This window comes from Pseudomonas sp. MG-9, assembly GCF_018729515.1.
Taxonomy (GTDB): domain Bacteria; phylum Pseudomonadota; class Gammaproteobacteria; order Pseudomonadales; family Pseudomonadaceae; genus Aquipseudomonas; species Aquipseudomonas serboccidentalis.
Genome location: NZ_JAHHZH010000004.1, coordinates 361,704 through 388,037 on the forward strand (window position 1 = coordinate 361,704; position 26,334 = coordinate 388,037).

The 26,334-nt window shown below is 60.1% G+C and carries 16 protein-coding genes and 1 pseudogene; 9 read left to right on the forward strand and 8 right to left on the reverse strand.

From position 1 onward, the window contains the following. Window positions 1-96 precede the first annotated feature (96 nt). From KKQ10_RS12550 to KKQ10_RS28755, 4 genes and pseudogenes are all read left to right on the forward strand, one after another. The gene (locus KKQ10_RS12550; RefSeq protein WP_003220969.1) at window positions 97-327 is read left to right on the forward strand and encodes a hypothetical protein; all 231 of its coding nucleotides are present in this window, start codon (window positions 97-99) and stop codon (window positions 325-327) included. Next, window positions 324-626 (forward strand): cell division protein ZapA, encoded by a 303-nt coding sequence (locus tag KKQ10_RS12555; RefSeq protein ID WP_003220971.1) that lies wholly within the window; start codon window positions 324-326, stop codon window positions 624-626. The genes KKQ10_RS12550 and KKQ10_RS12555 overlap by 4 nt, the downstream gene beginning before the upstream one ends. A 144-nt stretch (window positions 627-770) precedes the next feature. Beyond that, window positions 771-1,796: pseudogene (locus KKQ10_RS28750) on the forward strand (cache domain-containing protein); the annotation flags it as partial. Between the two features lie 135 nt (window positions 1,797-1,931). Then, window positions 1,932-2,663 (forward strand): methyl-accepting chemotaxis protein, encoded by a 732-nt coding sequence (locus KKQ10_RS28755; protein WP_425518812.1) that lies wholly within the window; start codon window positions 1,932-1,934, stop codon window positions 2,661-2,663. Between the two features lie 91 nt (window positions 2,664-2,754). Here the strand turns inward: KKQ10_RS28755 and KKQ10_RS12565 are convergent, their stop codons facing one another. Next, window positions 2,755-4,557 (reverse strand): acyl-CoA dehydrogenase, encoded by a 1,803-nt coding sequence (locus KKQ10_RS12565; protein ID WP_215501274.1) that lies wholly within the window; start codon window positions 4,555-4,557, stop codon window positions 2,755-2,757. 218 nt (window positions 4,558-4,775) lie between these two features. Beyond that, entirely contained in the window at window positions 4,776-8,729 is a 3,954-nt protein-coding gene (gene putA / locus KKQ10_RS12570; RefSeq protein ID WP_215501275.1) for a trifunctional transcriptional regulator/proline dehydrogenase/L-glutamate gamma-semialdehyde dehydrogenase, read from the reverse strand. Between the two features lie 456 nt (window positions 8,730-9,185). On the opposite strand from putA, the gene putP reads away from it, so the two are divergent. From putP to KKQ10_RS12590, 4 genes are all read left to right on the forward strand, one after another. Continuing rightward, window positions 9,186-10,670: a sodium/proline symporter PutP gene (gene putP, locus KKQ10_RS12575; RefSeq protein ID WP_127648673.1), complete on the forward strand. Its 1,485-nt coding sequence runs from the start codon at window positions 9,186-9,188 to the stop codon at window positions 10,668-10,670. Window positions 10,671-11,022: 352 nt separating this feature from the next. Further along, entirely contained in the window at window positions 11,023-13,038 is a 2,016-nt protein-coding gene (locus tag KKQ10_RS12580) for a type VI secretion system Vgr family protein (RefSeq protein WP_215501276.1), read from the forward strand. Further along, complete coding sequence (locus KKQ10_RS12585) at window positions 13,028-13,732, forward strand: DUF4123 domain-containing protein (protein WP_215501277.1); 705 nt, start codon at window positions 13,028-13,030, stop codon at window positions 13,730-13,732. The genes KKQ10_RS12580 and KKQ10_RS12585 overlap by 11 nt, the downstream gene beginning before the upstream one ends. A 321-nt stretch (window positions 13,733-14,053) precedes the next feature. Further along, on the forward strand, window positions 14,054-14,374 hold the full coding sequence (locus tag KKQ10_RS12590) for a hypothetical protein (protein ID WP_215501278.1): 321 nt from the start codon (window positions 14,054-14,056) through the stop codon (window positions 14,372-14,374). Window positions 14,375-14,481: 107 nt separating this feature from the next. Here KKQ10_RS12590 and KKQ10_RS12595 read toward each other — a convergent pair whose 3' ends face one another. Beyond that, window positions 14,482-14,895, reverse strand: a complete 414-nt coding sequence (locus tag KKQ10_RS12595) for a T6SS amidase immunity protein Tai4 family protein (RefSeq protein ID WP_127648677.1) — start codon at window positions 14,893-14,895, stop codon at window positions 14,482-14,484. Between the two features lie 186 nt (window positions 14,896-15,081). On the opposite strand from KKQ10_RS12595, the gene KKQ10_RS12600 reads away from it, so the two are divergent. Further along, on the forward strand, window positions 15,082-15,921 hold the full coding sequence (locus tag KKQ10_RS12600) for a 23S rRNA (adenine(2030)-N(6))-methyltransferase RlmJ (protein WP_016772007.1): 840 nt from the start codon (window positions 15,082-15,084) through the stop codon (window positions 15,919-15,921). Between the two features lie 126 nt (window positions 15,922-16,047). Here KKQ10_RS12600 and msrA read toward each other — a convergent pair whose 3' ends face one another. The 5 genes from msrA to aceE form a co-directional block, all read right to left on the reverse strand. Further along, window positions 16,048-16,713, reverse strand: a complete 666-nt coding sequence (msrA, locus tag KKQ10_RS12605; protein WP_215501279.1) for a peptide-methionine (S)-S-oxide reductase MsrA — start codon at window positions 16,711-16,713, stop codon at window positions 16,048-16,050. A gap of 202 nt (window positions 16,714-16,915) precedes the next feature. Further along, window positions 16,916-19,612, reverse strand: a complete 2,697-nt coding sequence (locus KKQ10_RS12610) for a putative bifunctional diguanylate cyclase/phosphodiesterase (RefSeq protein ID WP_215501280.1) — start codon at window positions 19,610-19,612, stop codon at window positions 16,916-16,918. Between the two features lie 253 nt (window positions 19,613-19,865). Next, complete coding sequence (locus KKQ10_RS12615) at window positions 19,866-21,263, reverse strand: alkaline phosphatase D family protein (protein WP_215501281.1); 1,398 nt, start codon at window positions 21,261-21,263, stop codon at window positions 19,866-19,868. 276 nt (window positions 21,264-21,539) lie between these two features. Next, window positions 21,540-23,498 (reverse strand): dihydrolipoyllysine-residue acetyltransferase, encoded by a 1,959-nt coding sequence (gene aceF / locus KKQ10_RS12620; protein WP_127648681.1) that lies wholly within the window; start codon window positions 23,496-23,498, stop codon window positions 21,540-21,542. A gap of 11 nt (window positions 23,499-23,509) precedes the next feature. Beyond that, the gene (gene aceE / locus KKQ10_RS12625; RefSeq protein ID WP_127648682.1) at window positions 23,510-26,155 is read right to left on the reverse strand and encodes a pyruvate dehydrogenase (acetyl-transferring), homodimeric type; all 2,646 of its coding nucleotides are present in this window, start codon (window positions 26,153-26,155) and stop codon (window positions 23,510-23,512) included. Window positions 26,156-26,334 lie beyond the last annotated feature (179 nt).

A 26,334-nucleotide genomic window follows, 5' to 3' on the forward strand; every position in this document is an offset into this window, starting at 1 on the left:
CCAGGAAAATCAAGGCCTTGCGCCGGTTTAACCCTGGCATCCGCAGTGACTTTTCTTTATCGTACGCGCCCTTTGAAAAACGCCTGGAAGATCAAAATGTTGGAAGCATCCCTCAGCCAATTGGAACAGCTCGTCAGCGACCTGGTGCAACAGAACCAGACCCTCACGCAAACCAACCAGACCCTGTCCACGGAACTGGCCCAGGCCAAGGATGAAAACGAAAGCCTGCAACTGAGCCTGATGGAACAGGAAGAGAAGCACGGCGCCACCGCAGCGCGCATCCAGGCTCTGGTTGATCGCGTCAACGCAGGTCCTGTCAGCGCATGAACCACGGCACAGCAGGGGTAAAAGTCATCTCCATTCTCGGGGAGGACTATTCGATCAAGGCACCGGCCGGGGAAGAACAGACCCTGCTGGACGCCGCACTGATGCTCAAGGCCGCACTGGCTGACACCAAACGCAAATACCCGACGCTGATCGGTGACCGCTTGCTGGTGCTGGCCGCCATGAATCTGTGCTCGCAGCAGATCGAAATGAAGAAGCAGCACCAGGAAGAACTCGACCGTTACCAAGAGCAAGTCAGCGCCACGGTCGAAACCATCGCCAAGACCATCAATCAGGGCTGATGGGGTTGCGCACAACCAAAGAATAGATTGTCGATCGGGTTGTATACAATCGGCACGGCTGTTGCATTGTTTCGGCCACTTATTCTTTGGGGGTGCTCCATGCAGTTCTGGCGTCGCAGTATTCAATGGCAGCTGATTCTCGGCATGGGCAGCGCCCTGTTGGTCAGCGTCCTGATCGTGGTTGGCATTTATACCCTGGTGGTCAACCGCCTCGCCCAGAGTTATCTGGTCGAACAAGCGCTGCCGTCGAGCATCGAAGCGACGCGCAACGACATCGAACGCATCCTCGTCCAGCCACTGACCGCCGCCAAAGATATCGCCAGCAACAGCATGGTCCGCGACTGGCTGGTCTCGGGTGAAGACAGCAGCAAAACAGCGGCCTTCGCGCAGTATCTGGAAGGCATCCGCGCCGAACACAAGGCTTTCACCGCGCTGATCATCGGCACTGAATCCAATCACTACATTACCGAAAAAGGCCTCGACCGCACCCTCAGTCGCGCCAAACCGGCCGATGCCTGGTTCTATTCCTTCCTCGACAGCCCCCAGCCGCGCACCCTGAATATCGACAACGACGGCGCCACCGGAGAACTGGCGTTGTTCATCGACCTGAAAGTCGAGCAGGCCGGCAAAGTGGTCGGCGTGGCGGGGCTTGGCCTGAGCATGAAAGAGCTGTCGGCGCTGATCCACAATTTCAGTTTCGGCGAGCGCGGCAAGGTCTATCTCGTGCGTTCTGACGGTTTGATCCAGGTTCATCCTGAAGCGCAGTTCAGCGGTAAACGCACCTTGAGTGAGCAGATCGGTGCTGATGCAGCGCAGTCGGTGATGGGCCAAAAAGAGGCCGTGAGCAGCAGTTTCCAGCGCGACGGCGAAGACTTCCTCGCTTTCAGCCTGCCTTTGCGTGATCTGGGCTGGACACTGGTGGCCGAAGTGCCGCAGTCGCAGATCTATGCCGAAGCTCGCAAAGCAATGTGGATGAGCGGCGGTATCGGTCTGGCGGTGGCATTGGTGTGTCTGGCGCTGGTGGTGTGGCTGGCCCAGGGCTTGGTGCGACCGATTCGTCAGGTAACAGCCGCGCTGGTAGCCATCGGTAGCGGCGGTGGAGATTTGACCCATCGGTTAGATTCCAGCCGCGCCGATGAGCTGGGCGATCTGGCTCGGGGTTTCAACCGATTCCTCGACAGCCAGCGCGCATTGATCGGTGAAGTGCTGACCACCAGCGAGCGCTTGCGCACCGCCGTCGGCCAAGTGGCCAGGGTGGTGGAAAACACCGCCGAGCGCTCCGGACGCCAGCAGGAAATGACCGACATGGTCGCCACCGCCGTTCACGAAATGGGCCTGACCGTGCAGGAGATCGCGCAGAACGCCGGCAACGCCGCGCTGGCCTCGCAAACCGCGCGCGATGAAGCGCTGCAGGCGCGGGAAGTGGTCGGTGGCTCGATCCGCCATATAGAAAGCATGTCTGATGAGATCGGTATAGCGGCGGGGGCGGTGGGTGAGCTGGCGCATCAAGTGGCGTCGATTGACTCGGTGCTGGCGGTGATTCGCGGGGTGTCCGAGCAGACCAACCTGCTGGCACTCAATGCCGCCATCGAAGCGGCGCGCGCCGGCGACATGGGGCGTGGGTTTGCCGTGGTGGCGGATGAAGTGCGCACCTTGGCGCGTCGCACACAGGCCTCCACCGACGAGATTCAGCAGATGATCGGCAGCCTCAAGCAGGGCGCCGAGAATGCGGTGTCATCGATGCGCACCGGCCAGGCCGCGACCGGCACTGGCGTTGAATCGAGCCAGCGTACCGGCGCGTCGCTGACCGCGATTACCGGGCAGGTGGAGCGTATCAGTGACATGAATCATCAGGTGGCGACGGCGACCGAGGAACAGTCAGCGGTGACCGAGGAGATCAATCGCAATGTGCAGGGGATTTCCGACCTGGCGCGGGCCACAGCAGGGGAGGTTCGGGCGTGTCGCGAGGATTGTCAGATGTTGCAGCGGTTGGCGGATGATCTGGCGCGGCAGATGGGTGGGTTCAAGTTGAGCTAAAGGATCAAGATCAAAAGATCGCAGCCTTCGGCAGCTCCTACATTGGAATGCGTTTCCTGTAGGAACTGCCGAAGGCTGCGATCTTTTGCTTTTAGAACCACGCATCCTGCATCGCCAGACACGTATCATCCCGCGCCTCCAGCAACGCCAGCTCATGCTGGCAACCTGGCACTTCCCACGTCAGGAAATACCGCGCCGCCTGCAGCTTGCCCTTATAGAAGTCGGCATCCGCCGGATTGCCCTTGGCCAGGCCTTCTTCGGCGCGGATCGCCTGCTCCAGCCAGCGCCAGCCAATCACCGTGTGCCCGAACACTTTCAGGTACAGCGCCGAATTCGCCAGGCTGCTGTTGACCTTGCCCTGCGCCAGATCGGTCAGCAGGCCGATGGTTACTGTTTGCAGGCGCGCCAGCAGTTTTTCCAGTGGCTCACGCAGTGCGGTCAGCGATTCATGCGCGGTAGAGCGCTCGGCAGTGTTGGCGATCAAGCGGATCAGTTGCTTGAGCCCTGCGCCACCGTTTTGCGCCAATTTGCGTCCGAGCAAGTCCAGCGACTGGATGCCGTGGGTGCCTTCGTGGATCGGGTTCAGGCGGTTGTCGCGGTAATACTGTTCTACCGGGTATTCACGGGTGTAACCGTGGCCGCCGAGGATCTGGATCGCCAGTTCGTTGGCCTTCAGGCAGAACTCCGACGGCCAGGATTTGACGATCGGCGTCAGCAGGTCCAGCAGCTCATGGGCCTGTTTACGCTCGGCGTCGGTCTCCAGCGTCGTGGTGTCATCGAACAGCCGCGCCGCGTACAGGCCGAGGTCAAATGCTCCTTCGACGTAGGACTTTTGCGTCAATAGCATGCGTCTGACATCCGCGTGCTGAATGATCGCTACCGGCGCGGTGGTCGGATCCTTGCTGTCCGGTACTCGGCCCTGCGGGCGCTCCCGGGCGTACTCCAGCGAATACAGGTAACCGGCGTAACCGAGCATCACCGCGCCCATGCCGACGCCGATCCGTGCCTCGTTCATCATCTGGAACATGTAGCTCAAGCCGTGGTGCGGCTTGCCCACCAGATAGCCGACGCACTCGCCGTTATCGCCGAAGTTCAGTGCTGTAGAGGTGGTGCCGCGCCAGCCCATCTTGTGGAACAACCCGGCCAGCAGCACATCGTTGCGCTGGCCCAGAGTGCCGTCATCGTTGACCAGAAACTTCGGCACGATGAACAGCGAAATACCCTTCACCCCCGGCGGCGCGTCCGGCAGCTTGGCCAGCACCATGTGCACGATGTTTTCCGACAGCGGGTGATCGCCGCCGGAAATGAAGATCTTGTTGCCCTTGAGGCGATAAGTGCCGTCGGACGCGGGCTCGGCACGCGTACGAATATCCGACAACGAGGAACCCGCGTGTGGTTCGGTCAGGGCCATGGTGCCGAAGAAGCGACCGTCGATCATCGGTTGCAGAAAGCGCTGTTTCTGCTCATCGGTGCCGAAGCTTTCGATCAGGTTGGCCGCACCCATGGTCAGGAACGGGTACGAAGTGGTTGCCGCGTTCGCCGATTGACAATGCGCAAAGCAGGCTTGCGACAGCAACGTCGGCAGTTGCATGCCGCCGGCATCGAAACTTCTCGCGGCGTTGAGGAAACCGGCTTCGAGGAAGGCATCCACCGCCGGTTTGACTTCCGGAATCAGAATCGCCTGGCCATTCTCGTAGCGCGGCTCGTTCTCGTCACCTTTGCGGTTATGCGGTGCGAAATATTTCTCGGCGATGCTGCGCGCGGTGCCGATGGCGGCGTCGAAGGTCTCGCGGTTGTGCTCGGCAAAGCGCTCACGCCGGGTCAGGCCCTCGGCATCGAGGACTTCGTACAGCTCGAAAGCCAGATTACGGGAACTGAGCAGCGTCTCGGACATGGCGGCCTACCTGAAATTTGGGGTTGGGCCGAGTCTAGGCTTGCTGATAGAGGCTGAACAGGATGATTGATGGGCGTGATACAGAAGCAAAAGATCGCAGCCTTCGGCAGCTCCTACAGAGAAACACGATCCCCTGTAGGAGCTGCCGAAGGCTGCGATCTTTTGATCTTCTGTATGAGTGCCAGGCGACCATTGCGGTCGCCTGGAGTTACAGAGGTTTAACCGATGGTCATCAAGCTCGCATTACCACCCGCCGCAGCGGTGTTAACACTCAACGCCCGCTCGATCACCAGACGCTCCAGCGCAATGTTGGTTTCGCCCTGGGACAAGCCCTGAACCCCAACGATCGCACCGGCGCGCTTGGCGATCTGCTGGCAGACACCGCGCAACTGGTCGGAATGGCCGTGATGCAGAACGGCATCAAACACCACCTCGTCCTTGTTCCAATCGGAAACCAGCTTGATCCGCGCCTGAATCTCCTTCGGCAGGCGTGCGAACAACGCCTTGCTGAGGTCGGACTCCGGCCATACCGCCGAACCGCCGACAGCCAATACCGCCGCCAGTTGGGTCAGCAGATCGCCTTCAACCTCCGCCAGGCACAGCACGTGCTCACGCGGCAGGATCGCGTAGCTGTTCTTCTCGCCAGTCGGACCGGCCAGCACGCGGGTGATACCGCTTTGCGACTGGGCGGCGTACTGCGCGCACAGGGTGCTCAGGTCGGCGTACTTGTTGCTTTCAGCCCAGGCTTTCAGCGCGTTCAGCGGTTTGCTCATGGCATCACGCAGGCGCACGTCCGGTGCGACGACCGCATCACCGCGAGCGAAGGATTGTTCGATCGCATCGGTAGGACGAGTCGACAGCAGGCGGTACAGGTACAGCGGGCCACCGGCTTTCGGGCCAGTACCCGACAGGCCTTCGCCGCCGAACGGCTGCACGCCGACCACGGCACCGACGATGTTGCGGTTGACGTAGACGTTACCGGCGTTGACGTTGTCGATCACCTTGGCGATGGTCTCGTCGATGCGGGTGTGCACGCCGAGAGTCAGGCCATAACCGGAGGCGTTGATCTGGCCGATCAACTGGTCGATGTCCTTGCGCTTGTAACGCACCACGTGCAGCACCGGGCCGAAGATCTCGCGTTGCAACTCGTCGAAGCTTTCCAGCTCGATCAGGGTCGGCATGACGAAGGTGCCGCGTTTAACTTCTTCGCTGTCGGCAATCGCCACCTGGTACACACTGCGACCTTTATCACGCATGCCCTGGATGTGCTTGTCGATGCCGGCCTTGGCTTCGGCGTCGATCACCGGGCCAATGTCCACAGACAGACGCTCAGGGTTACCGAGACGGGATTCGGCCATCGCGCCTTTGAGCATTTCGATGACACGGTCTGCGGAATCTTCCTGCAGGCACAGTACACGCAGTGCCGAGCAACGCTGGCCGGCGCTATCGAAGGCCGAGGACACCACGTCGATCACGACTTGTTCGGTCAGTGCCGAGGAGTCGACGATCATCGCGTTCTGGCCACCGGTTTCGGCGATCAGTGGAATCGGACGGCCCTGGCTGTCGAGACGGCCAGCGATGTTGCGTTGCAGCAGACGTGCGACTTCGGTGGAACCGGTGAACATCACGCCTTTGACGCGCTCATCACCAACCAGCCCGGCACCGACGGTTTCACCGCGCCCCGGCAGCAGTTGCAGCACGCCTTCGGGAATCCCGGCTTCGAGCAGCAGGCGCACGGCTTGCGCGGCTACCAGCGGAGTTTGCTCTGCCGGTTTGGCGAGTACCGGGTTACCGGCGGCCAGTGCGGCAGCCACCTGGCCACTGAAGATGGCCAGCGGGAAGTTCCACGGGCTGATGCACACCACCGGGCCCAGTGGGCGGTGGGCGTCGTTGCTGAAATCGTTGCGTGCCTGCACCGCGTAATAACGCAGGAAGTCGACGGCTTCACGGACTTCAGCGATGGCGTTGGCGAAGGTCTTGCCGGCTTCACGGGCCAGCAGGCCCATCAGTGGCTGGATCTCGCCTTCCATCAGGTCGGCGGCACGTTCCAGAATCGCGGCGCGTTCGGCTGGCGGGGTGGCCTGCCAGATTGGCGCGGCATTCAGGGCGCACTGGATCGCATTGTCGACGTCTTCGACGGTGGCTTCCTGCACGTGACCGACTACATCGCGGTGATCTGCCGGGTTCAGCACCGGTGCTGGCGCTTCGGTGCTGGAGGCGCAACCGAGCATCGGCGCGGCTTTCCAGTTGTTGTGCGCGGTGGCGAGCAGGGCGCAGGACAGCGAGGCCAGACGGTGTTCGTTAGCCATGTCGATGCCGGCGGAGTTGGCGCGCTCGGCGCCGTACAGGTCACGCGGCAGCGGAATGCGCGGGTGCGGCAGACCGAAACCACCTTCCACGGTCGCCATCTGCTCGATCTGAGCCACCGGATCGGCCACCAATTCCTGAATCGAAATCGACTGGTCGGCGATGCGGTTGACGAACGAGGTGTTCGCGCCGTTTTCCAGCAGGCGACGCACGAGGTACGCCAGCAGGGTTTCGTGGGTGCCGACCGGTGCGTACACGCGGCACGGACGGTTCAGCTTGCCTTCGGAAACTTTGCCGACAACCTGCTCGTAGAGCGGTTCGCCCATGCCGTGCAGGCACTGGAATTCGTACTGGCCCGGGTAATAGTTCTGACCGGCAATGTGGTAAATGGCCGACAGGGTGTGGGCGTTGTGCGTGGCGAACTGCGGGTAAATGACTTCCGGTACCGACAGCAGTTTGCGTGCGCAAGCGATGTAGGAAACGTCGGTGTACACCTTGCGGGTGTAGACCGGATAGCCTTCCAGGCCTTCGACCTGGGCGCGCTTGATTTCGCTGTCCCAGTACGCGCCTTTCACCAGGCGGATCATCAGGCGATGACGGCTGCGGCGAGCCAGGTCGATCACGTAGTCGATCACGTACGGGCAACGCTTCTGATAAGCCTGGATCACGAAACCGATGCCGTTCCAGCCGGTCAGCTGCGGTTCGAAGCACAGACGCTCGAGCAGATCCAGCGACAGTTCGAGACGGTCGGCCTCTTCGGCGTCGATGTTCAGACCGATGTCGTATTGCTTGGCCAGCAGGGTCAGCGACAACAGGCGCGGGTACAGCTCATCCATCACGCGCTCGTACTGCGCACGGCTGTAACGCGGGTGCAGTGCCGAGAGCTTGATGGAAATGCCCGGGCCTTCATAAATCCCACGGCCGTGGGAGGCTTTGCCGATCGAGTGAATAGCTTGTTCGTACGACGCCAGGTACTTCTGCGCGTCGTGCTCGGTCAGTGCCGCTTCACCGAGCATGTCGTAGGAATAGCGGAAGCCCTTGGCTTCGAACTTGCTCGCGTTGGCCAGTGCCTCGGCGATGGTTTCGCCGGTGACGAACTGCTCGCCCATCAGGCGCATGGCCATGTCGACGCCCTTGCGGATCATCGGCTCGCCGCTCTTGCCGATGATGCGGCTCAGCGACGACGTCAGGCCGGCTTCGTTGTGGGTCGACACCAGTTTGCCGGTCAGCAGCAGACCCCAGGTCGCGGCGTTGACGAACAGCGACGGGCTGTTGCCCAGGTGCGGATGCCAGTTGCCGGTGCTGATCTTGTCGCGGATCAGTGCATCGCGAGTGCCTTTGTCCGGGATACGCAGCAGCGCTTCGGCCAGGCACATCAGCGCTACGCCTTCCTGGGACGACAGGGAAAATTCCTGCAGCAGGCCCTGAACAATGCCTGCACGACCGCCGGCACTTTTCTGGTTACGCAGTTTTTCCGCGATGGTCGCGGCGAGTTTGTTGGTGGCTTCGGCCATCGGTGCCGGCAGGCGTGCCTGTTCGATCAGCATCGGTACCACTTCCGGCTCGGGGCGGCGGTAAGCGGCGGTGATCGACGCGCGCAGTACTGATTGCGGCAGGATGCTTTCAGCGAATTCGAGGAAGCACTGGTGGGCGTGATCGGTGTGGACTTCACCGGCGTCATCGCTGTCCTTGGCGGTCAAACCGTTCAGCTCGGTCAGGGTTGCACCACCCTCGAGTTTCTCCAGGTAATTGAAAATTGCCTGCTTGATCAGCCAGTGCGGCGTGCGATCAATCGAGGTTGCGGCAGCCTTCAGGCGCTCGCGGGTCGGGTCATCGAGTTTGACCCCAAGGGTGGTGGTAGCCATATTTTTATCCTCATGGTTGCCACAGTTGCGTGGCATCAGCTGGCGGCAAGATTAGCCGTGCGCTGAGAGAGGTGCAACCGGGTGCAACCCTTTTTTGTCGGAATAATAGGCAGCTCGTCAGGAATTATTTTCTGGTACGAAAGTGCTGCTCCTGCTTGGTGCTTTTGCTTCTAGCCAACGGTTATGACTGCCACAAAAGGGAGCAAAAACGGGGTATTTGAGGCTAAATCCGACTAGGTGCAACTTATTCGTTCGAAACTGGTTGCACCTTATTTGATTTGTTGCATAGCATTCGCGCCCAAGGTGCAACCGGGATACCCGGTGTACCCGGCTGATGGCTTTCCTGGGGAAACATCAGTCTTAAATGCGCGGGATCCCGGATCGTCTGCCAAACGTCGTCGTTTGCGAGCGGTTCACCACCGCCGCTACATAAAAACAAAGCCAGGGCGTAACTCAATGAGCGTTAGCAATCCAACCCTGATCACGTTCGTGATCTACATCGCAGCAATGGTGCTGATCGGCCTGATGGCCTATCGCTCCACCAACAACCTTTCTGACTATATTCTGGGCGGTCGTAGCCTGGGCAGCGTCGTGACGGCTCTGTCTGCCGGTGCTTCCGACATGAGCGGCTGGTTGCTGATGGGCCTGCCGGGCGCCATCTACATGTCCGGCCTGTCCGAAAGCTGGATCGCCATCGGCCTGATCGTCGGCGCCTACCTGAACTGGCTGTTCGTCGCCGGCCGTCTGCGCGTGCAGACCGAGCACAACGGCGATGCGCTGACCCTGCCGGACTACTTCTCCAGCCGTTTCGAAGACAAAAGCGGCCTGCTGCGCATCATTTCGGCGATCGTGATTCTGGTGTTTTTCACTGTCTATTGCGCATCTGGCATCGTGGCTGGCGCCCGCCTGTTCGAAAGCACGTTCGGCATGACCTACGAGACGGCGCTGTGGGCCGGTGCTGCGGCGACGATTGCCTACACCTTCGTTGGCGGTTTCCTCGCGGTGAGCTGGACCGACACCGTACAAGCCACGCTGATGATTTTCGCGCTGATCCTTACGCCGATCATCGTGTTGCTGGCTACTGGTGGCGTCGACACCACGTTCCTGGCGATCGAAGCGCAAGACCCAAGCAACTTTGACATGCTCAAGGGCACCACCTTCATTGGCGTCATTTCGCTGATGGGCTGGGGCTTGGGCTACTTCGGTCAACCGCACATCCTGGCGCGTTTCATGGCCGCTGACTCGGTGAAGTCGATTGCCAATGCCCGTCGCATCTCCATGACCTGGATGATCCTGTGCCTGGGCGGCACCGTGGCTGTGGGCTTCTTCGGTATTGCCTACTTCTCGGCGCACCCGGAAGTTGCAGGTCCCGTGACTGAAAACCACGAGCGCGTATTCATCGAGCTGGCAAAACTGCTGTTCAACCCATGGATTGCCGGTGTGCTGCTGTCGGCGATTCTGGCTGCGGTGATGAGCACCCTGAGCTGCCAGTTGCTGGTGTGCTCGAGCGCCCTGACTGAAGACTTCTATAAAGCGTTCATTCGCAAGACAGCTTCCCAGAAAGAACTGGTCTGGATCGGTCGCGCCATGGTGCTGGTGGTGGCGCTGATCGCCATCGCACTGGCAGCCAACCCGAAAAACCAGGTACTGGGTCTGGTCAGCTACGCGTGGGCCGGTTTCGGTGCTGCGTTCGGTCCGGTGGTGCTGATCTCGGTCGTCTGGAAAGGCATGACTCGCAACGGCGCACTGGCGGGTATCCTTGTCGGTGCGATCACCGTTGTGGCGTGGAAACACTGGGAAGTGATGGGTCTGTACGAAATCATCCCGGGCTTCATCTTCGCCAGCCTCGCGATCTACATCGTCAGCAAGTTCGGTTCGCCGACCACTGGCATGGTGCAGCGCTTCGAAGCGGCGGAAAAAGATTTCCACCTGAACAAGTGATGCGCTGAGCTTCGGCTCACAAGAGAACGGTCCGTTTCCTACAGGAGGCGGGCCGTTTTTTTATGCCTGTGATTTCTTGAAAACGCTGAGGATCTCATGTGGGAGCGAGCTTGCTCGCGAAGACGTCGTGTCAGTCGGTGGGGATGTCGGCTAATAGGCCGCTTTCGCGAGCAAGCTCGCTCCCACAGGGTTCAGTGATGTTGCAGAGGGATTTGTCTGTAGTTGAGGGCGCTGCTTTTTGCAGGGTTTTTCATCAATGAGAGTAGGGCAAATCTGATTTTCCCGTCACCCACCCAACACCCCTTACCCCTCATGCAGAATCGCCCGCCCTCATTTTGCAGAGACACATCGGATGTTCGCGCCTGCCAATCAACCGCGTTTCACGTTGACCCTCGAAGGCGCCCAACTTGACCTCAAGGTCCTTGAGTTCACGGGCAAGGAAGCCATCAGCCAACCCTTTCGCTTCGAGCTGGAACTGGTCAGTGAGCGACCGGATCTGGATCTCGAAAGCCTGCTGCACCGTCAGGCGTTTCTGAGTCTTGATGCGGACGGTTCCGGTATCCATGGTCAGATTTATCAGGTCGGGCAGGGCGACTCCGGGAAACGTCTGACGCGCTATCACCTGAGCCTGGTGCCGCGTCTGACGTACCTCGGTCATCGCATCAACCAGCGGATTTTCCAGCATCAAACGGTGCCGCAGATTGTTGCGCGAATCCTCAAGGATCACGCGATCCTGCGCGATGCGTTCGAGTTTCGACTCGGCAGCGATTACCCGGTGCGTGAATATTGCGTGCAATACAACGAGAGCGATCTGGCCTTCATCCAGCGCCTGTGTGCCGAGGTCGGCATTCATTACCACTTTCAGCACAGTCCCGAAGGTCACGTGTTGGTGTTCGGCGACGACCAAACGGTGTTCCCGCGTCTGGCCGCGCCGACGCTGTACCTGCCGGGCAGCGGCATGTCGGCCGGTGCAGCGGCCATCCAGCGTTTCAATGTCCGGGTGGAAACCCGCACCAGCGTGGTGACCCGGCGCGACTACAACTTTGAAAAGCCGCAATTGCAGCTGCAAAGCCGCAGCGAAAGCGAGCTGCGCCCGGTGCTGGAGGACTACCACTTTCCCGGCCAGTTCAACGACCGTGAAACCGGCAAGCACCTGGCGCAACGTGCGCTGGAAAGGCATGTCGCCGACTACCGTCAGGCTGAAGGTCTCAGCGATGAATCCGCCCTGGTGTGCGGACATTTCCTGCAACTGACCGAGCATCCGCGCCAGGACTGGAATGACCTGTGGCTGCTCACTGCCATCGAGCACCGTGGACGACAGCCACAAGTGCTGGAGGAATCGGTGACCAGTGATGGGGAAACATTCCAGGGCTACCGTAATACCTTTCTCGCCACGCCGTGGGACGTATTCTTCCGCCCGGCCCTCGGCCCGGAGAAACCACGGATGCTCGGCTATCAACCTGCCGTCGTCACCGGACCGAAAGACACCGAAATCCACTGCGACGAGTACGGGCGGGTCAAGGTGCAACTGGCCTGGGATCGCGACGGCGAGCTCAACGAGCATTCCAGTTGCTGGCTGCGTGTCGCTGCAGGGTGGGCGCATGACCGTTACGGCAGCGTGCTGATCCCACGGGTTGGCATGGAAGTGCTGGTCGGTTTCATCGACGCCGATGCCGACAAACCGCTGGTCATGGGTTGCCTGCCAAACGCCGCGACCCCGGTGCCGCTGGACTTGCCGGCGGACAAGACCCGCAGCATCTTCCGCAGCCAGAGCAGTCCCGGTGGCGGCGGTTACAACGAACTGCGCATCGAGGACAAGAAAGGCGCCGAGGAAATCTACCTGCGTGCCCAGCGCAACTGGACCCAGCATGTACTGCACGATCAACAGGTGCAGGTCGACAACCAGCGCAGCATCGTCGTCACGGGCACTGCCAAACATGAACTGAAGGCCGACGAACAACGAATCACCCACGGCCAGCGCCAGACCGAGGTGAAGCAGGACGATCACCTGAGCGTGTCCGGCGACCGGCATATTCGGGTAAGCAATCAGGCAACCAGTGCCAGCGGACAAGTCCACGTCAGCGCTGGGCAACAAGTGGTCATCGACGGCGGCGCGAGCGCGACGATTCAGGCAGGCGGGCAGTGGATCAACATCGGCCCCGGGGGGATCTTCAGCAGCGTGCCGATCCAGGTCGGTGGCGCGCCGATGGCGGCGATGAGCGCGACACCGAGTGTGCCGGGATTGCCGGCAAAACTCGCAGCAGTACCTGCGGCCATTCTCACCGCTGCGCAAATCATGAGCTTTAAAGGTGATGCGCCATTCTGCGAAGAGTGCGAGCGCTGCAAGGACGGTGTTTGTGCAGCCTGATTGCCTCACACCTGCAGCGTGGTTGGCGCGTGAACCGCTGAAACCTTCGGAGCAACTGTTCGCAATCTTCAGTAGCGCCAGCGACGCCAAGCCACCGCAGATAGCACCAAGCCGGATTTGGGCGGAGACGATCTACGCCGAGTGGGACGCAGTGATGCCGTTTGTGGGAATTGTCGCGGCGGACAGTGAGTTTCTCGATTGGGTGGCGAACACCGAGTCTCGCGATTGGGGATGGCTGGCGGTGTCCTCGGCGAGTCTGGAAGTGCTGGTCGAGCATTTTCGTAGTCTGACGCAGGTGCTGATGCCGGATGGGAAGGCAGTGTTCTTTCGCTTCTGGGATGGGCGGTTTTTGTTGCCGATCTTGCAGTCCGATGAAGTGGATTCGGCGCAACTGATGTCGGTGATATCGCGCGGTTTGATCAATGGTCAGGCTGCGGATATCGGGGGCAGGGCGCAAGCTTCGGGTCGGGTGTTTCCTTGGTGGACGGTGCCGGAATCGGTCTTGGCTGCGGCGGGGGATGACGTTCGCGTCGGCAATGCTGTGCAGTGGCTGAGCGAGCAAAATCCTGCATTGTTCGAGGCCTTTCCCGAGCTGGTTTTACAGTGCAAGGTCAGGCAGTTTTTTCTGCTGGCGACGTCGGAAGAATCGTCTTCATCGGCGTTACTGGAGTATTTGCTGGCAGAGACGGAGTGACATTTCCGGGCGAAGTCCTCGGACGTTTCCTGCGAGTTGCGGCGGCTTTCATGAACTGGTGGGCGGTGGGTGGCAGGGATAGTCTTTTCGTTGTCACCGCAAACTCGGTGACAGGGTGTGGAAGCCCTTTATCGTTAGGCGCCTCTAGCGCCACCCGTCAGGCGCTCGTTATTGTCTGTGATTTATGGTGGCTGTGCGCGGGGCGCTTTCGAGTGCGCCGGGTGCCTAACGTCCTGGTCTTCCACACCTGCGTACAGCCGCCACCCTTTTGCGTGGAAGCAAAGGTTGGCGGTTTCCGTCCATACGTTAGAAGGCAACCCCATGACAAATTTGAACCCCGATCCACCCTACGAACAACACATCCCCCACCCCGACAACCGCTACATGGCCCTGACCAGCAACTGCAACGACATGCCCACGTTGTTCGTCGACACCCACGCCCCGCTCGATATCCTGATGGACGCCGCCAACTACCGCATCCGCGCCGTGGTCCAGGTGCTGGAAAACCTGTGCATGCGCGGTTCGATCGAGTGCGACTCGATGATCCTCAGCGACTTTGCCCAGCTCTGCGTGATTCCGTTGCGCGATGGGTGTGATGTGCTGGATGTCATCGGCAAGCGGTTGCATGCAATGCCTTCCTGAATTTCCAGGAGCAAAATCAAAAGATCGCAGCCTTCGGCAGCTCCTACACGGGATCATTTGTAGGCGCTGCCGAAGGCTGCGATCTTTTGACGTTGAGGGGGTGGCAGTCAGTCTGCGATGTACCGATCCTGATTCTTGATAAAACTGTCGAAAGCCTCTGAGTTGTAGACCTCCAGGCATCCATAAAAAACGACATTGCTTTTCGAGTGCTTGCTGATCGACGGTGTCTGCTCATAGGCCGCATACACATAGTTTCTGGTTTCTTTATAGGGATCGTGCAGCACCTGCAGCGTGTCTTCATTTTGCAGGACGGTGTGCATGCCTTTGCCCATGAACGAGTAGGCGCCAGCGGACAGACCGATGTCTTTTTGCAATGCTGAATTTTCTTTGAATGGCTTCAGGATGCAGTGACTCAAACCGTAGTTCTTGAGCATTTGGCGAGCCTGCGCTCTGTGATTTTCGTCCGATACGGCGTGCATTGAGCAGATCAGGGACAGAGAGAAAATGAAAGGGCGACGCATGGGTTTGACTTCCTGTCGAGGTTACCTGCCAGTCAAGCGAGATAGATGACCCGTGGCGAGGGGATTTATCCCCTCGCCTGCCACAGGTATTGGGTCAGATCTTAACGTGTAAGAGGCCGCTCAGCCGCCAACCCCTGACTTGCCGCCCGGTAAAAGGTAAACTTCACGGCCCTCGCAGGAGCAGCCATGAATTATCGTCACGCCTTCCATGCCGGCAATCACGCCGATGTGTTCAAACACCTGACCTTGACCCGCCTCATCGCCCTGATGTCGCGCAAGGAGCAGCCGTTTGCTTATCTCGACACGCACGCCGGGATCGGTCTGTATGACCTGCAGGGCGATCAGGCCAACCGTACCGGCGAGTACCTGGAAGGCATCGCGCGTTTGTGGGATCAACCAGACCTGCCGGCGCTGACCGCCGACTACATGAAGGTGCTGCACGAGATGAACCCGGATGGCCAGTTGCGCTACTACCCGGGCTCGCCGGAGCTGGCGCGGCGTCTGACCCGGCCGCAGGATCGGGTGATGCTCAACGAGAAGCACCCGGAGGACGGCGTGCTGCTCAAGGACAATATGGCCGGCGACCGTCGGGTGAAAGTGCATCTGGGCGAGGGCTGGCATGTTGCGCGGGCGATGCTGCCGGTGCAGGAAAAGCGCGCGGTGATGTTGATTGATCCGCCGTTCGAGCAGCTCGACGAGATGCAGCGTTGCGCGGCGTCGATGAAAGAGGCCATTGGCCGGATGCGCCAGACGGTGGCGGCGATCTGGTACCCGGTGAAGGACCAGCGTGCGCTGCGTCGTTTCTATCAGGACCTGGCCGGTACCGGTGCGCCGAAGTTGCTGCGCGTGGAGTTGCTGGTGCATCCGCTGGACACGCCGAACAGCCTGAACGGTTCGGGTCTGGCGATAGCCAATCCGCCGTGGGGGCTGGAGGAAGAGTTGCGTGAGCTGCTGCCGTGGTTGTCCAAGAAGCTTGGGCAGACCCAGGGTGGGTGGCAGATGGATTGGTTGATTGCCGAGAGCTGATCAACGGCAAGATCAAAAGATCGCAGCCTGCGGCAGCTCCTACAAGGTTTAGTGTCGTCCACCAATGTGTGAACGATTACGGACCTGTAGGAGCTGCCGCTGGCTGCGATCTTTTGCTTTCAGGGTTTAGTTACCCGCCAGGCTCGGTGGCATGCACACGCCGGTGCCGCCGATCCCGCAGTAGCCTTCCGGGTTTTTCGCCAGATATTGCTGGTGATAGGTCTCCGCGAAGTACACGGTCGGCGCCTGTTCGATCTCGGTGCTGATTTCGCCCAGGCCGGCCTTCGACAGTTCTGCCTGATAAACAGCCTTGCTCTTCAGCGCCGCTTCGAGTTGCTCAGGTGAGGTCGCGTAGATCACCGAGCGGTACTGCGTACCGATGTCGTTGCCCTGACGCATGCCCTGCGTCGGGTTGTGCAGTTCCCAGAACATCGCCAGCAGCTCTTCGTAGCTGACCTTGGCCTTGTCATACACCACCAGCACCACTTCGGCGTGACCGGTCAGGCCCGAGCAGACTTCTTCGTATGTCGGGTTCGGCGTGTAGCCGCCAGCGTAACCGACCACGGTGCTGACCACGCCTTCACGCTGCCAGAAGCGACGTTCCGCGCCCCAGAAGCAACCCAGACCGAAGATCGCGAAGTCGACGTCCTGGAAAAACGGGCCGAGCAGCGGGGTTTCTTCGAAGACGAAATGCTTTTCAGGCAGGGTCATCGCGGTTTCGCGGCCGGGCAGGGCTTGGTCTTTAGTCGGTAGCACGTTTTTATTCACCAGAATTTCCGAGCGCAGAACCATGAGCGTTCCTCTCAGTCAGGATGGGATGTAAAAGGTAGACCGTCAGTGTGCCCAATGATGCCGAGTTAATCACTACCCAATGTAGGAGCTGCCGAAGGCTGCGATCTTTTGATTTTGCTTTTTAAAAACCAGATCAAAAGATCGCAGCCTTCGGCAGTTCCTACAGGGGTCGGCATGTTATGGCGAGAATGGGGTAGCGGGGTTAGAGGCAGAGCGGGCCGCGCGGATAGCGCTTGAGTGCCTGGATCAGTTCGGCGCCGGGGATCGGCCGGTCGAACAGGTAGCCCTGGCCGACGTCGCAGCGGTGACGACGCAGGAACGCCAGTTGCTCGGCGGTCTCGATGCCTTCGGCCACGACTTTGAGTTTCAGGTTGTGCGCCATGGCGATCACCGCCGAGGTGATTTCCATGTCGTCCTGGTTGTCCGGGATTTCGTGGATGAAGCTGCGATCGATCTTGATGATGTCGATCGGGAATTTCTTCAGGTAGCTGAGCGACGAGTAGCCGGTGCCGAAGTCGTCCATGGCCAGGGTCAGGCCCAGGCGCTTGAGCTGGTCGAGCTGCAAGTGCGTGTCTTCGGTGGCTTCCAGCAGCAGGCCTTCGGTCAGCTCCAGCTCCAGCAGGTTGGCCGGCAGCGCTTCTTCCTTGAGGATGTTGGCGATGGACGCGACCAGATCCGGATCGGAGAACTGTTTCGGTGACAGGTTGATCGCCACCTGCAGATTGCCCATTCCGGCCGCGGTCAGCGCCTTGCTCATGCGACAGGCCTGACGGGCGATCCACTTGCCGATCGGAATGATCAGGCCGGTTTCTTCGGCGACGCTGATGAACTGGTCCGGGCGGATCATGCCGCGTTCCGGGTGATTCCAGCGCAGCAGCGCTTCCAGGCCCAGCAAACGACCGCTGCGCAGGCACAGCTTGGGCTGGTAGAACACGTCCAGCTCGTTCTGGGTCAAGGCGCGGCGCAGATTGTTCTCGACGAACAGCTTGTAACTGGCCTCGGCGTTCAGCGCTTCGGTGAAGACTTGCACCTGGTGTTTGCCGTTGGCCTTGGCCTTGTGCAGGGCGAGGCCGGCGTTGCGCATCAAAGTCTGCGGGTCGCGCCCGTGCAGCGGCGCGCAAGCCAGGCCCACGGAGCCGGTGACGCTGATCAACTGGTTGTCGACGAACATCGGTTTGTCGAGGGTCATCAGCAGTTGGCTGGCAATCTGCTGACCGGCTTCGAGATCGGTGTCGTCGAGCAGCACGGCGAATTCGTTACTGGCGAAACGGGCGAGGCTGCCGCTTGGGCTGAGGCTGTTGCGCAGGCGCCGGGCAAGGCTGATCAGCAGTTTGTCGCCGGTCTGGTGGCCGAGGCTGTCGTTGATCCGCTTGAAGTTGTCGATGTCCACCAGCAGCAGGCTGATCGGGGTATCGCTATCCCGGGCGAAGCGTTCGTCCAGATTGCGAATAAACGCCGGGCGGTTGCCGAGGTTGGTCAGGTTGTCGGTGTACGCCAGACGCTCGATGCGTTGCTGCGCCAGTTTGGTCTGGGTGATGTCTTCGTAGATGCCGATGTAGTGCGTCAGCTCGCGGTTGTCGCCATATACCTTGGAGATCGACAACTGGCCCCAGTACGGTTCGAGGTTTTTGCGGCGACTCTTGAACTCGCCCTGCCAGCTGTTACTTTTGGCCAGCGCCGAGGGCGCGTCGAACAGCAGCTCGCTGAGGTTCTCCAGCGCCGGTAGCTCCGACAGGCGCTGGCCGTGGACTTCCTCGGTGGAGTACTGGGTGATCGCAGTGAAACTCGGGTTGACGTACTCGACCACGCCGTCGCAATTGACCAGCAAAAAGGCGTTGGCGCTTTGCTCGACCGCGCGCTGGAACAGGTGCAGGGCGCTGGTGGCGGTGCGGCGGTTGTGGTTGTTGATGACCTGGGCGAACTGATCGGCCAGTTCACCGGCAAAGGCGATTTCATCCGACTGCCAGGCACGGCTGACGCCGGTCTGCTCCAGGCACAGCACGCCGACCACCTGACCGTCGACACGGATGCTGGCGTCGAGCATGGCGTTGACGTCCCGCGGGCGCAGGGCTTCGGCCATCTCGCGGGTACGCGGGTCGCGCATCGCATTGTGCGCGTCGATGGCGCGGCTGCCGTGCAGGGCTTCCATGTAGTCGGGGAAACCGCTGATGTCGATCACCTCCGGCAGGATGTATTCCTGAGTCGCGCGGTGATACGCGGAAATCGGCACCAGCAGATTCCCTTCGAGGTTCCACAGGCTGGCGCAGTCGATTTCATAGATGTCGCAGGCGCAGCGGGTGATCAGCTCGGCGGCTTCTTGCAGCGAGTTGTGGCTGCTGTAGCGCTGGCGGGCCAGCAACAGAATCAGATCCTGCTGGGCGCGCACCCGCTCAAGGTGCTGCAGTTGTTCCTGCTGGGCGCGCTGGTTGAGTTCCAGAGCGATCTGCAGGCGGGAATTCTGGGTTTCGAGGTCGACGGACGGCAGCGTCGGCGCCTCGTCGAACACGTCATCGACGGCCAGCAGATAGCCGCGCAACAGATGACGATTGTGCTGTTTGTAGGCTTCGCCGAGTTCGAGGATGCTCAAGGCGCCGGCGACGGTGTGCAGGGTGTAGCGCACCAGATAATGCGGGCTGTCGCGCAGTTGTTGCTGAATGGTGTCGTGCAGTTGATAGCGCGCTTCTGGCTCCATCAGGCTGGCGTAGGGCGAGCCGACCAGCGCACACAATTCGACAGCCGGCTGGCCGAACTGGCGCTCGCAATTGGGATCGAGAAACAGCATCGCCCAACTGGCTTCATTCAAGCGCTCGAAACGCAGCATGCCGAGCCGCGAGGGCACAGGCAACTGCGTCACTACCTCGGCCGCCATACGGCTGGCGGCATCGGGTTGGCTCTTCATGAAGGAACTCGCTTGGAAATATGCTGAACGCGCCGGGCTCTCGCCCTCTTTACTGTTGCCTGCGGCAAGGTTGCATCATTGCGGCACCGACTGACAAGAGAGATGAAGGCCAAGTGCTATAAGAATATGTCGGCCGCCCAAGGCATTTCTCCAGCGCCTCTTGCAAAAGAGCAAAAGATCGCAGCCCGCAGCGGCTCCGACAGGGTACGCATGCCGATGTAGGAGCTGCCGAAGGCTGCGATCTTTTCGGAATTCAACGCAATTTCAGGCCAATCGACTGCAGGCGTTTACCATCCCGATCATGGTAATTGATCAAAATCTGATCAGATTCGACCAGCACATGGGCGAAGTTGTCTTCGCTGACCACAGTGCTGGTCAACTCATGCTGATAGTCACCCGCAGCCGTGCGCACCAGCGGTTGATCGAGGATAAACGTCGACGCCTTGGCATAAGGCAACAGCTTGCTGTTGCAAAACGGCGAGGAAACGATGGTGTGCACTTCGAAGTCCGGGTCTTCGCTGTGGGTCAGGCGCGAGGTCAGTGAGCCGTGCACATCACCCGAAACAAACACCACATTCCTGATCCGCTGGGTGCGGATGGTTTCCAGCAGGCGCAGGCGTTGTTCCGGGAAGGCTTTCCAGGCGTCGTCGCCGTGCAGTTTGCGGTCCGGGTAGAACATCACGCTGGTGACGACGAATTTGACCCGCGCCGGGCTGTTGATCAGCCATTCGAGCAGCGCCTGCTCCTGCGCCTCGTCAAGTATGCGGCGATCATTGGTGGACAGGTTGCGCCGGGTGCGGCTGTCGGTCACGAACCATTCAATGTCGCCGTCGCTGAATTGATACCAGTAGTGCTCGAGTTTTGCCCGGTTCACTTCATTGTTAGTTGTCAGTTCATGTGCGGGGCTGTGGCTGACTTGATAGATTTCATACGCCGCCATGGCATTGCGATATAACTCGTGATCGGACTTTCCGGCGTTCGCCGGCCAGTTGTCTTCGATTTCGTGATCATCAAGAATCATGTAAGTCGAGGTGCCGGCCATCAGTCGCTGAATGTTGGGTTGTGAGAACGCTGCACGGTATTTACTGAGAATTTCCTTATATTCACGATCAGGTGCAATCAGATTAAGGTCGTCGACATAAATCTGATCACCCGTCATCAATGTGGCACTGATGGGTGGTTGCGCACCTTCGATCAACTGGTTGATGGAAGCAAAGATCCGGTCACCGAGGTGGGGCAGCGACGGGATACCCGCGCTCATGCGCAAATAGCGGCAGGAGCCGACGATGTAAGCCCGCGGCTGCAAGGCTTTGCTGGAACGGGTACACAGGCGGTAGATTTCCCGGGGCCACTGCAGTGGCAGTTCGGCAACACTGTCCACGGTGTGTACCGGACTCATCGGGCTGAACCAGCCGGTCTGGTATTCATATTCGGTGTCGCTGCTCGAGTTATTGAGTGCGAATACTGTCGTCATGTCGCGCAAACTATCGAGTTCGGCGAAAGTGCCGGTCGACCATTGCTGTGTGCCTGTCACCCTGTAACGGATGGCGGCAAATACCGGCGAGTTACCTTGATAGTCTGCACGAATAAATATTCGCGCATGATTAGTTGTCGTGTGGCCGATGATCGGGCCAATAGTCGGTTTGAACATATTCGAATCCGTTCGAGTAAGTTTGTTGTTGGTAGATAGCGCAGAAGTTTTGTTCTTTAACTAGAGGGGCAGAGGTTAGTTGGCTGGCGATAAAAAATATCGAGGCGAAGTGGACTAAGTTCGTAGCTTAAGTAAGCCGAACGTGTAGGAAGAGTTGCTGCTATTTACTTCAGGCAAAAAAAAGCCCCGTCAAACTGACGGGGTTGAGGTACGAGCGTGTGGCGCTCGAAAACGTGAAACACGATCGGCCCTCCCGTGGGGGAGGGCCAATCGGGGTTACAGCAGGATGGTGCGGATGTCGCCCAGCAGGCTGCCCAGACGCTGAGTGAAGCGTGCAGCAGCGGCGCCGTTGATCACGCGGTGATCGTAGGACAGCGACAGTGGCAGCATCAGTTTCGGCTGGAAGGCTTTGCCGTCCCAGACTGGCTGGATGGTTGCCTTGGAAACACCGAGGATCGCCACTTCCGGCGCGTTGACGATCGGCGTGAAGCCGGTGCCGCCAATGTGGCCGAGGCTGGAAATGGTGAAGCAGGCGCCCTGCATCTCGTCCGAAGACAGCTTCTTGGTGCGGGCTTTTTCAGCCAGCGAAGCGGCTTCTGCAGCCAGTTGCAGCAGGCTCTTCTGGTCGACGTTCTTGATGACCGGTACCAGCAGGCCATCCGGGGTGTCGACCGCGAAGCCGATGTTGACGTACTTCTTGCGAATGATCGCCTTGCCGCTTGGTGCCAGTGAACTGTTGAAGTCCGGCAGTTCCTTGAGCAGGTGCGCACAGGTCTTGAGCAGAAGCGGCAGGATGGTCAGCTTGACGCCGGCCTTCTCTGCAACGGCTTTCTGCGCAACACGGAAAGCTTCCAGCTCGGTGATGTCCGCCGAGTCGAATTGCGTCACGTGCGGCACGTTCAGCCAGCTGCGGTGCAGGTTGGCAGCGCCGACCTGCATCAGGCGGGTCATCGGCACTTCTTCGATTTCGCCGAAACGGCTGAAGTCCACGACCGGGATCGGCGGGATGCCCGCGCCACCGGTTGCGCCGCCAGCAGCCGGCGCTTCCTTGGCCTTCTGCATCATCGCCTTGACGTAAACCTGCACGTCTTCCTTGAGGATGCGACCGTGCGGACCGCTGGCGCCAACAGCGCTCAGCTCGACGCCGAACTCGCGGGCCAGTTGACGCACGGCAGGGCCTGCGTGAACTTTCGCGCCAGGTTTGGCAGGCGCAGCCACTGGAGCGGCAGCAGCAGGTGCGGCGGCCGGAGCAGCAGCGGCTGGCGCTGGGGCGCTCGGTGCAGCGGCGGCAGCTGGAGCCGGGGCAGCAGCAGGGGCCGCGCCTTTGACTTTCAGCTTGAGGATCAGGTCGCCGGTGCCGACTTCGTCGTCCAGCTTGATGGAAACGCTTTCCACCACGCCGGCGGCAGGCGATGGGATTTCCATGCTCGCCTTGTCGGATTCCAGGGTGATCAGCGACTGGTCGGCTTCAACGCTGTCGCCAGCCTTGACCAACACTTCGATGATCTTGGCCTTGCCGGCCGAACCGATGTCCGGAACGTGGATGTCCTGAACGCTGTCGGCTACCGGTGCGGCTGGAGCAGCGGCTGGCGCCGGCGCAGCAGCAGCGGCTGGCGCAGCAGCCTGGGCCGGAGCGGCAGCAGCAGGGGCCGCAGCACCCGCCACTTCCAGATCCAGGATCAGGTCGCCGGTGCCGACTTCGTCGTTGAGCTTGACGCTGATGGCCTTGACCACGCCAGCGGCAGGCGACGGGATTTCCATGCTCGCCTTGTCGGATTCCAGGGTGATCAACGATTGATCAGCCTCGACCTTGTCGCCGACCTTGACCTGGATCTCGATGATCTGGGCCTTGCCCGACGAACCGATGTCCGGCACGTGCACTTGCTGAACCGAAGCGGCAGCAGGAGCAGCGGCTGGCGCGGCAGCAGCAGGGGCAGCAGCCGGTTTGGCTTCAGCTTTTGCAGCTGGTGCGGCGGCAGGCGCAGGGGCCGCTTGCGCGGCGCCCTCGACTTCCAGCTCGAGCAGTTCGTCGCCTTCTTTCAGGCGGTCGCCCAGCTTCACTTTCAGGCTTTTGATGACGCCGGCTTTCGGGGCCGGCACTTCCATGCTGGCCTTGTCCGATTCCAGGGTCAGGATGCTCTGGTCGGCTTCGATACGGTCGCCGACCTTCACAAACAGTTCAATTACTTCACCTTCACCGCTGCCGATGTCAGGTACGCGAATGAGTTCGCTCACAAAATGTCTCCTCAGCAGTCCAGTGGGTTGCGTTTTTCCGGGTCGATGCCGAACTTGACGATGGCCTCAGCCACGACTTTAGGTTCGATATCACCACGGTCAGCCAGTGCTTCCAGGGCTGCCAACACCACGAAATGACGGTCGACTTCGAAGAAATGACGCAGTTTCTTGCGGCTGTCGCTGCGGCCGAAACCGTCGGTGCCCAGGACTTTGAATTCCTTGGACGGTACCCACTGACGGATCTGCTCGGCGAACAGCTTCATGTAGTCGGTAGAGGCAATGACCGGACCCTTGCGGCCGTTCAGGCACTCTTCGACGTAGCTCAGCTTAGGCTTCTGGCCAGGCTTCAGGCGGTTGCTGCGCTCTACGGCCAGGCCGTCGCGACGCAGTTCGTTGAAGCTGGTGACGCTCCACACGTCGGCGCCGACGTTGAACTCTTCACGCAGGATCTTCGCTGCTTCACGGACTTCACGCAGGATGGTGCCGGAGCCCATCAGCTGTACGTGGTGTGCGGCGTCGCGGGTGTCTTCTTCGAGCAGGTACATGCCTTTCTTGATGCCTTCTTCGGCACCGGCCGGCATGGCTGGCTGCTGGTACGACTCGTTCATCACGGTGATGTAGTAGAAGATGTCCTGTTGCTCTTCGGTCATCTTCTTCATGCCGTCCTGAATGATCACCGCCAGCTCGTAGCCGTAGGTTGGATCGTAGGTGCGGCAGTTCGGGATGGTCGCGGCCAGCAGGTGGCTGTGACCGTCTTCGTGCTGCAGGCCTTCACCGTTCAGGGTGGTACGGCCGGCGGTGCCGCCGATCAGGAAGCCACGGGTACGGCTGTCGCCAGCGGCCCAGGCCAGGTCACCGATACGCTGGAAGCCGAACATCGAGTAGAAGATGTAGAACGGCAGCATCGGCTGGTTGTGGCTGGAGTACGAAGTACCGGCGGCGATGAACGAGCTCATGGCGCCTGCTTCGTTGATGCCTTCTTCAAGGATCTGACCTTTCTGGTCTTCCTTGTAGAACATCACCTGGTCTTTATCGACTGGCTCGTAGAGCTGGCCGACAGACGAGTAGATGCCCAGCTGACGGAACATGCCTTCCATACCGAAGGTACGGGCTTCGTCCGGGATGATCGGAACGATGCGCGGGCCGATTTCCTTGTCCTTGACCAGTTGCGCGAGGATCCGCACGAAGGCCATGGTGGTGGAGATTTCACGGTCGCCGGAACCATCGAGGATGGCTTTGAGGGTGTCCAGATCCGGCGTCGGCACGCTGAAACTCTGTGCGCGGCGCTGTGGAACGAAACCGCCCAGGGCAGCACGGCGCTCGCTCAGGTAGCGGGCTTCGGCGCTGTTTGGCTCTGGCTTGAAGAACGGCAGGTTCTCCAGCTCTTCGTCCTTGACCGGGATGTCGAAACGATCGCGGAACAGCTTCAGGCTTTCAACATCAACCTTCTTGGTGTTGTGCGCGGTGTTTTTCGCTTCGCCGGCGCCGGTGCCATAACCCTTGATGGTCTTGGCCAGGATAACGGTCGGCTGTTCTTTGTGGTTGACCGCTTCGTGGTACGCCGCATAGACCTTGTACGGGTCGTGGCCGCCACGGTTGAGTTTCCAGATCTCGTCGTCGGACAGATCGGCAACCATCGCCTTGAGTTCAGGCGTGTTGAAGAAGTGCTCGCGAACGAACGCGCCGTCTTTGGCTTTGTAGTTCTGGTACTCGCCGTCGATGACTTCGTCCATGCGACGTTGCAGGATGCCGTCGACGTCTTTGGCCAGCAACGGGTCCCAGAAACGGCCCCAGATGACTTTGGTCACGTTCCACTGAGCACCGCGGAACACGCCTTCGAGTTCCTGGATGATCTTGCCGTTGCCGCGAACCGGGCCGTCGAGGCGCTGCAGGTTGCAGTTGATGACGAAGATCAGGTTGTCCAGCTTCTCGCGGCCGGCCAGGGAGATGGCGCCCAGGGATTCCGGCTCGTCGCACTCGCCGTCGCCCAGGAAGCACCAGACTTTCTGTTTGCCCGGCTGGATGAAACCGCGGTGTTCCAGGTACTTCATGAAGCGTGCCTGGTAGATCGCCTGAATCGGACCCAGACCCATGGATACGGTCGGGAACTGCCAGAAGTCAGGCATCAGCCATGGGTGCGGATAGGACGATAGGCCCTGACCGTCGACTTCCTGGCGGAAGTTGTTCATCTGGTCTTCGGTGATGCGACCTTCCATGAATGCACGGGCGTAAACGCCTGGCGAGGTGTGGCCCTGGAAGTAGATCAGGTCGCCACCGTGTTCGTCGGTCGGGGCCTGGAAGAAGTAGTTGAAGCCGATGTCATACAGGGTCGCACTGGAAGCGAAGCTGGAGATGTGACCACCCAGGTCAGAATCTTTCAGGTTCGTACGCATTACCATGGCCATCGCGTTCCAGCGTACCAGCGAGCGAATGCGGCGTTCCATGAACAGGTCGCCAGGCATGCGTGCTTCGTGGGTGACGGGGATCGTGTTGCGGTAAGGCGTGGTGATGGCGTAAGGGAGCTGCGAGCCGCTGCGGGTCGCGAGTTCGCCCATACGGGTCATCAGATAGTGAGCACGGTCTTCGCCTTCTTTGTCGAGAACCGATTCCAGGGCGTCCAGCCATTCCTGGGTTTCGACGGGATCGAGGTCTTGCATGGCTTGCTCCAGGGCGGAAAGGCTTCCAGAATCGGTTGCCTGAGTTTGCGACTGGCCTTGTGGGCAGACGATTTAAAATTCTTGGATTGCCGACAGGTTGTTCCGGCGGCGTGTAGTTTTACTACAAATCTTTGAGCATTTCAGCCTTTCGGATGTATAGACGAGTAGTAAAACTACAG

Bases quoted from the DNA above. Each gene is read 5' to 3' on its own strand.
- KKQ10_RS12590 (WP_215501278.1), top strand. From the start codon at position 14,054: ATGACAAATTTGAACCCCGATCCACCCTACGAACAACACATCCCCCAC.
- KKQ10_RS12615 (WP_215501281.1), bottom strand. From the start codon at position 21,263: ATGTTCAAACCGACTATTGGCCCGATCATCGGCCACACGACAACTAAT.
- KKQ10_RS12580 (WP_215501276.1), top strand. From the start codon at position 11,023: ATGTTCGCGCCTGCCAATCAACCGCGTTTCACGTTGACCCTCGAAGGC.
- KKQ10_RS12595 (WP_127648677.1), bottom strand. From the start codon at position 14,895: ATGCGTCGCCCTTTCATTTTCTCTCTGTCCCTGATCTGCTCAATGCAC.
- KKQ10_RS12550 (WP_003220969.1), top strand. From the start codon at position 97: ATGTTGGAAGCATCCCTCAGCCAATTGGAACAGCTCGTCAGCGACCTG.
- putA (WP_215501275.1), bottom strand. From the start codon at position 8,729: ATGGCTACCACCACCCTTGGGGTCAAACTCGATGACCCGACCCGCGAG.
- KKQ10_RS12610 (WP_215501280.1), bottom strand. From the start codon at position 19,612: ATGAAGAGCCAACCCGATGCCGCCAGCCGTATGGCGGCCGAGGTAGTG.
- KKQ10_RS12565 (WP_215501274.1), bottom strand. From the start codon at position 4,557: ATGTCCGAGACGCTGCTCAGTTCCCGTAATCTGGCTTTCGAGCTGTAC.
- aceE (WP_127648682.1), bottom strand. From the start codon at position 26,155: ATGCAAGACCTCGATCCCGTCGAAACCCAGGAATGGCTGGACGCCCTG.
- KKQ10_RS12600 (WP_016772007.1), top strand. From the start codon at position 15,082: ATGAATTATCGTCACGCCTTCCATGCCGGCAATCACGCCGATGTGTTC.
- putP (WP_127648673.1), top strand. From the start codon at position 9,186: ATGAGCGTTAGCAATCCAACCCTGATCACGTTCGTGATCTACATCGCA.
- KKQ10_RS28755 (WP_425518812.1), top strand. From the start codon at position 1,932: ATGGTCGCCACCGCCGTTCACGAAATGGGCCTGACCGTGCAGGAGATC.
- KKQ10_RS12555 (WP_003220971.1), top strand. From the start codon at position 324: ATGAACCACGGCACAGCAGGGGTAAAAGTCATCTCCATTCTCGGGGAG.
- msrA (WP_215501279.1), bottom strand. From the start codon at position 16,713: ATGGTTCTGCGCTCGGAAATTCTGGTGAATAAAAACGTGCTACCGACT.